This window comes from Gilliamella sp. wkB171 (assembly GCF_001693755.1).
Taxonomy (GTDB): Bacteria; Pseudomonadota; Gammaproteobacteria; order Enterobacterales; family Orbaceae; genus Gilliamella; species Gilliamella apicola_F.
Genome location: NZ_LYST01000034.1, coordinates 59,256 through 70,854 on the forward strand (window position 1 = coordinate 59,256; position 11,599 = coordinate 70,854).

Sequence of the window (11,599 nt, forward strand, 5' to 3'; positions counted from 1 at the left end):
TTATGATAATTATTTATAGGATCCTTATGGAACAAACTAAACTTGCAAACCCAGGTCCACTTGGCTTGATGGGATTTGGCATGACCACCATTTTATTAAATATTCATAATGCAGGATTTTTCCCTGTGATGACAGCAATCGTTTCTATGGGTATTTTTTATGGTGGGCTTGCGCAAGTCATTGCTGGAATTTTAGAATTTCGCAAAGGTAACACGTTTGGTACAACTGCATTCACCTCTTATGGTTTCTTTTGGATTGCATTAGTGGGAATTTGGTATTTACCAACATCACCAGCAACTGCACCAACTGATGCAACTTTTGTCGGTATTTTCCTTGCGTTATGGGGGATTTTTACCGCTTTCATGTTTATAGGTACCTTAAAAGCTAATCGTGCATTACAATTTGTTTTTGCTAGTTTAACGATTTTATTTGCTTTATTAGCAATTGGTAACATTTGTGGCAACCATGACATTATTCATATAGCTGGTTTTGAAGGTATTATCTGCGGAGCTAGCGCTATTTACCTTGCCATGGCCGAAGTACTTAATGAACAATATGGTCGTACAATTTTACCAATTGGCGCGCCTAAAGGTGCTGCACATTAATAATATTAAGTCGTCATGCAATGACGAATAAGCGAGTAATAAAAACGGGGGTATACCCCGTTTTTTTTATAAAAAATTACTCAATTAATGAATTATTTAGTGTGTTTGGTGAGTAAAGCCTTGCATACATTTACAAGAGATTGAGTATGCTTGGTGATTATTTGCTCTGATAGATAATTATCTTTTGAAGAGCTAGCATTCTTGATAAGAATTTTACTATCTTGATCGATATTACCAGATGTAATCATTAAGTAGTTGGTTAATTGTGTTGCCATTTCACCAGAATGAAAAGTCACACCATCTAAAGTTAGCATTGATGTTTTCGGTTTTAAAAAAATTAAATCATCCCCATTACCAATACTATCGATAAAAATAAATTTTTTATCTTTTATTTGTTCCGAATAGCTTTCTAACATTTTTAAACCATATTGGCCACCATTACCATCGTCGTATAAAACAAACGCAATTTTTTTCTTTTCTTTTTTATCAAACTTATGAATTAAATTAATAATTGTAATAATACTTGAAGTATTACAAACAAAATTCTTTTGATTGGGAATGCCATTTTTGTATTTTAAAACAATAAAAAATAATAAAATGGTCGAAATAATCGACAATATGCCGGAAATACTAAAAAATCCCTCAAATTGAATTTTAGGAATAAAAACAAAGTAATTTAATATCAGTGACGCGATAAATAAGATAATAATAGGTAAAATACCTACAAAATAACCTAATTTACTAAATTGAGGCGTGAATGCGTATTTTTTCTGAAGATTAAAATTTTTAATACCTGTATCATAATAAGTACAAATAATTAATTCAGCATTATTTAAATCACCAATATAAGCATTGTAATAATTTTCATATCGTCTTGTTGCTAACTTTAATTTTGCTAATTTGGCTTCAACACTATAACCTAATTGAATCAGTTCTTTCGATATTACTCTTAAAAAAGTAATTTTCTCTTTAGACGTAAATCGTTTACCAAAAATGACACAATATCTTAGTACAAGGTCTTTAAATTTATCCATTTTTAATCATTATTTGAATTTAGAAAAACTGTTAGTGCGATTTATCATTCACACTAACAGCGAAACAAATAGATAATATTAAAATGATGATTATCTATTGAAGATGTAAGTTTAATCAATAATCATCTTCGTTTTGAGATTGGGCTAAATTAGCCATATTGCCAATAGCTTCTTGAATATTTTCTTGTCCTGCCTCAATAGACTCTTTTGCTAAATCCAGTAGTGATAATGAATCCCTATTACATACAGCATTAATGACCATTGGCAAGTTCATACCGGTAATTATCCGAACATTCATACCTAATTTTTCCCACTCAGGTAAACATCGCATTGATGCGTTATAAGGCGAGGCACCAAACAAATCGACAAAAATTAATACACCTTTACCACTATTAAGTGACTTTGAACAATTAAACAAATCGGTTTTTAATTGATTAATATCTTGTCCTGGATTGAGCGATAATGATGCAAATTTATCTTGTTCGCCAACAATCATTGTGACACTATCTTTAATCCCTTCAGCCATCTTGCCATGACTAACTAATAATACACCTATCATATTATTTTCCTCGATTATTCAAACATTTTAATCGCTTCACTTAACGTTACTTTTTTCAAAGAAGGGGTTGCTTGAAAATAGATATCCATATTGGGATAGCTGTTTTGTAAATCGATTAGCAAATCAAGTTGTTGTTTATTAATTGATACTTCTTTAATTATTGACGTTGCTCCCGGTACAAGTGGTAAACCTCCAATATTAAGATTGGTTATTGGCACGCCCGCTTTAATAATTTTATACATGACTTCAATATTTTTAGTAATCAAAATAACATTAAAATCATCATACTGGCGATCATTCCAATATCTTACTGCACCATCTTCTTTTAATACTCTTATTTTATGTCCTGTACTGGCACCAGCACCTAAAATAATATTTTTAGTAAACTCATCATTTGCAGAGTAATCATCAGCTACAAACAACGCATTTGCTCCGGCTGCTTTAGAAACATTAGTGGCAACTTGACCATGAATAAGGCGACTATCTACGCGCGCTAAAACGACTTTTCCCATAATTTAACCTCTATATTTTTTAACTTTATAAAATGCCAATAGCTGCTAATACACCGAGTATTACTGTTAATCCAACTAATGCTTGAGTTACCTTTAATCCTTTCTTATAAAAATAGAAATATAATCCCATCACAACCATAAGTGGCAAAACACCAGGCAAAATTTTGTCCAACGTGTCTTGGATCACAAAATCTTTGCCTGATAAAGTAAATTTTAAACTTGATGATACTTTAATATAACTAGCAGCTAAAATACCCATCATAAACAACCCTAAAATGGATAGTGCTTCAATAATCATCTGCATTTTATTACCAACAACTTCAGTTGCCGCATTTCGACCTAATTTAAAGCCTAACTGAGCAAAATAATACCCCACAAAAAGTTGATAGATAACAAAAGCAAAGAAAGGAAATAAAGCACCGATTGCTAGACCTTCTTGAGCCCAAGGTAGCGCAATGGCTATGAAGATATACTGAATGGTTCCTGAGTCAATCGCGTCACCAATTCCCGCTAAGGCCCCCATTAAACCCGCTTTGGTATTATAAAGTACATCATTATCAATACTGATCGATTTTTTCTGATAAACTTCATCAGCTCTTACAGATTCTAATGAAGCCATAATGCCTGAGATAGTGCCGCCTCCCCAGGTTATCTGAGTATTAAAAAACAGCAAATGTCTTTGGTAAGCAGCAGCTAACTCACTTTTTGATTTATATAATTTTTTAAGAATTGGCATTAATCCCCACATTAAAGAAGCAGCTAGATAACGGTCAAATGAGTGTGGGATCTCATTAGCATAATACCACCGTAACCAAGCAAAAGTGATATCTCGTTTAGTAATTGCCTCTGGTTTTAGATCGATACTTTCTTGTACTATTTGTGTCATTATAAAATTCCTCATTCTAATCTATTAATCAAATAGTTACAGATTAATAATCATCATCATCAATTTGATTGTTATTATTTGAATTACTTCTTGGTTGATCTGCGACAGAATTAACTGCTTCACTTTTTGCTAGAACAAAAATAAATGCAATGATAGCGCCAACAATCGCGTAAGTGACCATGGTGATATTAAGTGGTTTTGCCATTACAGCCATAAAATACGCAAGTAAGAAGAAAATAATGTAACTTTTTTTACCAATAACATAGATAGTTAATGCAATACCAACAGCAGCAAGTCCGCCACCAATAACATTAAGAATGTGGAAAACTAATCCCCCTGCATTTGTTTTAATAACATCCGCAATAATTGGTGCACCAAAATACAGTGCTACAAACATAAATGGGACAAAAAGAACAAAGCTACAAATTATTGGTAGTATGATGATTGATAAAGTTAGACCAGAGCTATTTGCCTCTTGTGCATACTTTTCAGTTAATTTCATAATCATCGTATTAAAGAAAAATCTTAACTGATATAGGTAAGATCCCAATAATCCAACAGGCACTGCAACAGCAACTGCGGCGGTTGGTTCCATTTTACCCAGTAAAGCGACAGGAACCGCAACGGCTGTTGCTATAGCGGGTTCTGATGGCATTTGCCCGCCTGGTGAAAAAACGCCCATGTAGATTAGCTGAATAGCTGCTGTGGTTATCATGGCATTATGAATATCATTAAAGACAATACCGACAATTAAACCCGTCATCATCGGTGTAAATCTGAGTGTCAAAGTTGCGCCACCTAGTCCGCGAGACATAACCATCGCAACCCATATTGAAATAATAGCGGCTTGTAGAAATGTAACATGCATATCTTGCATATCTAAACTCCTTGATATTGTTATTATCAATTAAACTTTAAAATAAACCCTTAAGAAACAACGGATTGCAATTGTAATTTATTGACAAAATTTTCCACATCCTGCACACATTTTTCACCCATACCTTGTAAACATTCAATGGCATAAGCTGAAGTATGAGGTGTGACAAGCACTTTTGGATGCTGGACTAAGGGATTATCGTTATATGAAGGTTCAACGTACATTACATCTGTTGCATGTCCTGCAACAATACCACTATCTAGGGCGTTAATTAATGCACTTTCGTCAATCAATTCGGCTCGTGCGGTATTTGTAATATAAACACCTTTTTTCATCAAAGAAAATTGAGGTTGTTTTAAAATATGGTAGCTTGTTTCGTTTAATGATGCATTTAAAGAGATGATATCAGCATTTTTTAGCAAATAATCTAACTCAACAATTTCAATATTGTGTTTACTCGCCCATGTTTTGTTAACCTTAGGATCAACAACCAGCAATCGAGCATTAAAACCGTGTTTAAATATCTCTGCTACGCGGCTACCAATATTCCCACATCCTATAACACCAACAGTTTTACCCGTAACATTGATGCCTAGAAAAGAGGCTCTTTTTTTCCATTCATTTGCCTTAACCGCAGCTTGAGATTGAACTGTTTGTCTAATTAATGCTAATAAATTAGTCACAGCATTTTCGGCAACCGCATCACGCTCCACTAAAGGCGGCACAATAGTGACGATAGTTCCATGCTCTTTAGCTGCTACAACATCAACATTATTAAAGCCGATGCCATGGCGTGAAAGTAGGAGTAAAGGTTGTTTTTTATTATCAAAAAACGCCTTGTTAAAAAAGGGTCTAACACTTGCTATAACAATATTGAATTCTTGCAATGCGTCGGCGAGTTCTATTCCGGGAATATTATTTTCGAAAGTAAAATGTTTTACTTCACCAATTTTTTCTAATCGTTTTAAATGATCAGGAAAATATTTTCCAAAACTACTTGAGTTGATTATTGCAATTTTATAATTTTTCACTCAATGCTCCTAATTAATCATACACCCTTACGTATTAATTATCGGAAAATAAAGATAATTTACTTTCCAAACAGCCATAATGTGACTGGTAACATTTAGTATAGTTTATAAGATTTAGAAAAAAGTGAATTTAGATCACAGATTTAATAAAAAACTTTTCTATTAAATAGAGCCCAAAAACCAGAGATATTGGAAAGCCAATAAAACCATTTTTGATAAAAATCTTAATGCAATTTAATCGATCAATTATCAAATTAACCAATCCAATTGAATCGTACTGAAAATGAGAATCGGTAATAGAAATAATTGATCACGGCAGGTGAATGATAAGATCCCGAACAGATAGGACCATAAAGAAAGCATTTAGACTTCACTGAAAATAAAAAAGGGCATATAGCCCTTTTTATAATTAACTCAGATAAATAAGCGAGTATTTAAATTTGATATATTACTTTTTATAAGCATCATTATGCACGCCTATCGCAGCACGACCTGATGGATCATTGAGATTTTTAAATGATTCATCCCACTCAATCGCTTTTGCAGTTGAACAAGCAACAGTTGGACCACCCGGTACACAGTGAGCAGCACTTTCAACTGGGAATAATTCATCAAAAATTTCACGATACATATATGCTTCTTTTGAAGCTGGTGTGTTATACGGAAAACGGAATTTAGCATTTGCTAATTGCTGGTCAGTAATTTTACTTTCAGCAATCTCTTTTAATGTGTCAATCCAGCTATAACCTACACCATCAGAAAACTGTTCTTTTTGACGCCAAACAACAGATGCGGGTAAATAAGACTCAAATGCTTCACGGACAATATGTTTTTCCATTTTGCCGTTGCTACCACACATCTTATCTTTAGGGTTAATACGCATAGCCACATCTAAGAATTTTTTATCCAAGAATGGAACACGAGCTTCAACGCCCCATGCTGCCATTGCTTTATTAGCACGAGCACAATCATACATATGAAGTGCTGCTAATTTACGAACCGTTTCTTCATGGAACTCTTTGGCATTTGGCGCTTTATGGAAATACAAATAACCACCAAATACTTCATCGGCACCTTCACCCGATAAGACCATTTTAATGCCCATCGCTTTAATTTTTCTAGCCATCAAATACATTGGTGTAGAAGCTCGGATGGTTGTTACATCGTAAGTTTCAATAAAATAAATCACATCACGAATAGCATCAATACCTTCTTGAATAGTAAAGTTAATTTCGTGGTGAACGGTACCAAGATGGTCAGCAACAGCCTGTGCAGCTTTAAGATCAGGCGCGCCTTTCAAGCCAACAGCAAATGAATGTAGTTGTGGCCACCAAGCTTCAGATTTTTCATGATCTTCAACCCGTCTTGCTGAGAATTTTTTGGTAATAGCTGAAATAACCGAAGAATCAAGTCCTCCAGAAAGTAGTACACCATAAGGTACATCAGACATAAGATGGCTTTTAACCGACTCTTCTAATGCTACACGAAGTTCGTTAATGTCAGTTTTATTATCTTTGACATTTTCGTAATCCATCCAATCGCGTTTGTAATAAGTTTTGATTTCACCTTCAGTGCTTGACAAATAACTGCCCGGCGGGAAAGCTTCAATTGTTTTACAAACTGGGACTAATGCTTTCATTTCAGAAGCGACATAAAATGTACCATTTTCGTCATAACCCATATACATAGGGATAATACCAATATGGTCACGACCAATAAAGTAAGCGTCTTTATTAATATCATAAAGAACAAAAGCGAACATACCTTGTAAGTCATCAAGGCAATGAATGCCTTTTTCTTGATACAGGGCAAGGATCACTTCACAGTCTGATCCTGTTTGAAATTCATAACGATCTTTGTACTGATTTCGGAGTTCTTGATGATTATAAATTTCGCCATTAACTGCTAAAACTAATGTTTTATCTTTATTATAAAGTGGCTGAGATCCAGTATTGACGTCAACAATTGATAAACGTTCATGAGCAAGAATTGCTTTATCAGAAGCAAAAATACCAGACCAATCAGGTCCACGATGACGCTGTAGACTTGATAATTCTAGTGCTTTTGTTCGTAGTTGTTCTGGATCTGATTTAATATCAAGAATACCTAAAATCGAACACATTGATTTTCTCCATTTAAAATCGCATACGCGATACTATTACAAAATAAAAAACTAACTATATAAAAAATTCATACCATTGTTATTAGTAAAATAAGGTATGTCAAACTATCTGTTTAACAGCATACACATTATTCATACACAATTAAAGTACAATGTGATTATACTTTTCCTATTACTGCGAAAAGCTAAAAATTATTTTTTTAACCAGCGACCTTGTTGCTTGATATATTGCCCTGTTGGGGTTTTCTCTTGGGCTTTACTACCCGCTCTTTTTTCAACTTCACTTAAAGACACATTAGTTTCAGCAGAGACTTTTTGATATTGTGCTTTACGAGCCTGGTTAATTAATTGAGCAATTTCACTTGCATTAGCTTCATTTTTAACTACACCTAAATAACCATCATCTTGCTCACCGACAAAACCTTGTGCTTTAGCTTGACTCAATGCATCCATTGCTTGATCTAAATTTAATGCAAAAACGGAAAAAGATAAAACCATCGACAATAAAACACATGATACTTTTTTATAGATTGTCATAACAACCCCCTAAACAATTACATCATAATTTATTAAATTGAATATAAATAACAAAAGTTATTGATATACCATATTAAATTTTTATTTATTATTTTTAAAAATGCCAATCAAACACTAAAATCCAATCATTTAATATAAGCCAGATTTATTAATAATATTATCTAATGCTTTATCAACTTTAATATTAATTTGGTGATCTATCTTTACATTTAAATTAATATTAATAGGTTCACTTGGCGCTTCTACTTTAACTGTGGGTGAACATCCACTTAATATAGTGGCAAATATCACCATTGCAATAACATTTCGTAGCATAAAATAACCTCTTATTTAAAAGATTCCTTCTTTAAATGTGCTTCAATACGTTGACGAATCGGTTCACTAATGTGATCTGATAATTGTAAGCTCATCAATAATTTGACAATATTTTCTTGTAGATTGATATTTAAATTAACGGCTTTGCCTTTTTTTATTTTTGGATTTTTGCCTTGAATGTTAATCGCTAAATTTGCTATTTCATCAGCATAATTAACACTAGCGGCAAGTTTAGTATATTCAAAATTCTGTAACACATTGGTGACTAATTGCATGTTAGGATTGTTTTTTGCATAATCTTGCAATGCTGAATTATTAAATGCTAAATACCCTGATGCAGTTGTAGCAAGTTCACCGTTTTCAATAGAGACATTATACCTATTATTATTTGCTGTTGAAATCTGAGTTATTTTGATTGGTAACATACCATCAATAGATCCTTCACCTTTAAGTCCCTCAACCGGATAAGTGGTTAAGATATCTTTTAATTGGATTGCTTTTAAATAGACTCTGATAGTTTGCTTAAGTTTATTGAAATTTATTGTGCTATTGTTAACCAAAATTTTTCCAGAAAAAAGCTTTGACTCAAAGCGATGCCAACTTAATTTGCCTTTGCTTATGGCTTCAAAAGATGCTAAATATTCTCCGGCAAATTTTACATTTTCAAATAATATGCCGACATTCACATTTCGTATTTTTGTATTAAATGTTTCAATCAAGAATTTATTATCTTTAACTAAAAGTTGCCCACCACTTGATGCTGATTTAATTTCAACATTATCATAAATACCATCTAAATTTTGGATATTGAATCTTCCATCAATTATGACATCTTCAATATTGACTGGAATTTTAGATTGCATTGCAAAATTAAGTGTGCCATTAAGATTAGCTAACATTATGTTGGGTGAAATATTTACTTGCTCTGCATTTATTGTCGAGTTACTGACATTGAGTGAAAGGCGATCATTTTTTAGCCAGCCATTAAAAAGAACCGTTATTTTGCCATTTTTTATATCAGCTTGATTTAAGATAGTATTAAATTCAGCAGTGGTTATATCCACTCGAGATTCAGCACGATTTAACAATAAATTAGCTGAAAGTTCACCACTATAATTTTTATTGAATGAGGCGTGAAGTTGCAATGAATCTAGCTGCTTTTCGACATTAATTTTAATATCAATAAGTTCATTTTGTTGCTGATAAAAACGTAATGAATCAATATGTATTAATTTTGGAAGCCATGCATAAAAACTAGCGAAATTGGAAAAGGGGCTATCTGATTGTTCAGTATGACTTTTATCATCTATTGGCAATGAATCTGTATCGATTTTACTTTGATTTGCTTGCCAGTAAATTTCTAAATCTGTTGCCGATAAATTCGACCACGAAAATTTTAAATTTTTACCGGTAATTGTCAGTTGAGATTGTTTAGTTAGGGTCAGTTCATCAAAACATAAACCATTAAAACTAATACTCATACCTCGCCAATCAACTGTAAGGCCGAGTTCTTGTTTTAAAGTCTGCCAATACCACCATCCAAATGAACTAAATAATAGCACAATGAGTAATAGAAAAGATGGGATCGAATAACGCTTCTTTAAACGTACCATTTAATATTCCTAACCCATAACATTCATTGCCGGTTTTGCCGGCAATGATAATTAAATCACACTGATGTCTGTTCTCGTTGAGCAATATAAGCAAGCGCTTTATCTATGCGCGCTAAAGTACGTTTTTTACCTACAGCAAAAACGGTTGCATCAACCGATGGAGATTGACCAATACCCGTTACAGCAACGCGTAATGGCATACCCACTTTACCCATACCAACCTCAAGCTCAGTTGCGGTTGCTTCAATAGCATGATGTATTTTATCAATTTGCCAATCAAAATCAGCAATCGCCTCAATTTTCGCTTTAATCGTTAATAGTGGCGCTTTAGCAACTGGGCGTAGGTGTTTTTTAGCTGCATCAGCATCAAAATCATCAAAATCTTGATAACAATACGCACATGACTCAGCCATCTCTTTCAAAGTTTTACAACGCTCAGCAAATAATTTAATTATGGTTATAAGATCAGGGCCTTTACTTAAATCATAGCCATGTTGGTTCATATGCCAAACTAAATGCTGCGCAACATAATCAGCATCCAAATGATTAATATAATGATGATTCAACCAAAGTAACTTTTCGGTATTAAATGCACTAGCAGATTTACTTACTGCATTTAACGAAAATAAATCAATCATTTCAGATATTGAAAATATCTCTTGATCACCATGTGACCAACCAAGACGCACCAAATAGTTGAGTAATGCTTCAGGTAAATAACCATCATCACGATACTGCATCACACTTACTGCACCATGACGTTTTGATAATTTTTGCCCGTCGTCACCTAAAATCATTGAGACATGCCCGTACTCCGGAAGCGGTGCACCTAATGCTCTAAGAATATTAATTTGACGAGGCGTATTATTAATATGATCTTCACCACGTATAACATGCGTAATTTGCATATCCCAATCATCAACGACTACGCAAAAATTATAAGTAGGTGAACCATCAGTTCGGCGAATGATTAAATCATCAAGTTCTTTATTGGCAATTTCAATTGGACCACGGATTAAATCATTGAAAACAACAACACCATCAACTGGATTAGCAAAACGCACAACATGCGGCTCATTATGATTATGCTGTTGTTGTACAGCATCACAACGACAATGCCCATCATAACGGGCTTTTTCCCCTTTTGCCATCTGCTCTTCGCGTAGTTTTTCTAGACGCTCTTTAGAACAATAGCAACGGTAAGCTGTCCCTTTCGCCAACATTTCGTCAATAACTTGATTATAACGATCAAAACGCTTTGTTTGGAAATATGGACCTTCATCCCATGACAATTTAAGCCAATTCATACCATCCATAATAGCTTCAATCGCTTCTGGTGTTGAACGCTCAAGATCAGTGTCTTCTATACGTAAGACAAATGAACCTTTGGCATGGCGAGTATAGAGCCAAGAATAAAGTGCAGTACGAGCACCACCAACATGTAAATAGCCTGTTGGACTTGGCGCAAAACGAGTTTTAATTTTCATGAAATAATCCTAATAATAACA

At 33.7% G+C, this 11,599-nt stretch carries 12 protein-coding genes; 1 reads left to right on the top strand and 11 read right to left on the bottom strand.

Features of this window, described 5'->3' with window-relative positions; all coding sequences use genetic code 11:
• The first annotated feature begins 26 nt into the window (after positions 1-26).
• On the top strand, positions 27-605 hold the full coding sequence (satP, locus tag A9G03_RS04230; protein ID WP_065633193.1) for an acetate uptake transporter: 579 nt from the start codon (positions 27-29) through the stop codon (positions 603-605).
• Between the two features lie 92 nt (positions 606-697).
• Here the strand turns inward: satP and A9G03_RS04235 are convergent, their stop codons facing one another.
• From A9G03_RS04235 to gltX, 11 genes are all read right to left on the bottom strand, one after another.
• Positions 698-1,639, bottom strand: a complete 942-nt coding sequence (locus tag A9G03_RS04235) for a hypothetical protein (protein WP_065633194.1) — start codon at positions 1,637-1,639, stop codon at positions 698-700.
• Between the two features lie 115 nt (positions 1,640-1,754).
• On the bottom strand, positions 1,755-2,198 hold the full coding sequence (locus A9G03_RS04240; RefSeq protein WP_065633195.1) for a PTS sugar transporter subunit IIA: 444 nt from the start codon (positions 2,196-2,198) through the stop codon (positions 1,755-1,757).
• Positions 2,199-2,212: 14 nt separating this feature from the next.
• Positions 2,213-2,710, bottom strand: a complete 498-nt coding sequence (locus A9G03_RS04245) for a PTS system mannose/fructose/N-acetylgalactosamine-transporter subunit IIB (RefSeq protein WP_065633196.1) — start codon at positions 2,708-2,710, stop codon at positions 2,213-2,215.
• Between the two features lie 25 nt (positions 2,711-2,735).
• A complete protein-coding gene (locus A9G03_RS04250; RefSeq protein ID WP_065633197.1) occupies positions 2,736-3,596 on the bottom strand; it encodes a PTS system mannose/fructose/sorbose family transporter subunit IID in 861 nt (286 codons plus the stop codon).
• 43 nt (positions 3,597-3,639) lie between these two features.
• On the bottom strand, positions 3,640-4,473 hold the full coding sequence (locus tag A9G03_RS04255; protein ID WP_065633198.1) for a PTS mannose/fructose/sorbose/N-acetylgalactosamine transporter subunit IIC: 834 nt from the start codon (positions 4,471-4,473) through the stop codon (positions 3,640-3,642).
• A gap of 50 nt (positions 4,474-4,523) precedes the next feature.
• The gene (locus tag A9G03_RS04260; RefSeq protein WP_065798500.1) at positions 4,524-5,504 is read right to left on the bottom strand and encodes a D-isomer specific 2-hydroxyacid dehydrogenase family protein; all 981 of its coding nucleotides are present in this window, start codon (positions 5,502-5,504) and stop codon (positions 4,524-4,526) included.
• A gap of 448 nt (positions 5,505-5,952) precedes the next feature.
• Positions 5,953-7,626, bottom strand: coding sequence for an asparagine synthase B (gene asnB / locus A9G03_RS04265; protein ID WP_065633200.1), 1,674 nt, complete (start codon positions 7,624-7,626; stop codon positions 5,953-5,955).
• Between the two features lie 192 nt (positions 7,627-7,818).
• The gene (locus A9G03_RS04270; RefSeq protein WP_065633201.1) at positions 7,819-8,163 is read right to left on the bottom strand and encodes a YdbL family protein; all 345 of its coding nucleotides are present in this window, start codon (positions 8,161-8,163) and stop codon (positions 7,819-7,821) included.
• A gap of 129 nt (positions 8,164-8,292) precedes the next feature.
• The gene (locus A9G03_RS04275) at positions 8,293-8,478 is read right to left on the bottom strand and encodes a YnbE family lipoprotein (RefSeq protein ID WP_065633202.1); all 186 of its coding nucleotides are present in this window, start codon (positions 8,476-8,478) and stop codon (positions 8,293-8,295) included.
• 11 nt (positions 8,479-8,489) lie between these two features.
• Positions 8,490-10,091, bottom strand: a complete 1,602-nt coding sequence (locus A9G03_RS04280) for an intermembrane phospholipid transport protein YdbH family protein (RefSeq protein WP_065798501.1) — start codon at positions 10,089-10,091, stop codon at positions 8,490-8,492.
• 56 nt (positions 10,092-10,147) lie between these two features.
• The gene (gltX, locus tag A9G03_RS04285) at positions 10,148-11,578 is read right to left on the bottom strand and encodes a glutamate--tRNA ligase (protein ID WP_065633204.1); all 1,431 of its coding nucleotides are present in this window, start codon (positions 11,576-11,578) and stop codon (positions 10,148-10,150) included.
• Positions 11,579-11,599 lie beyond the last annotated feature (21 nt).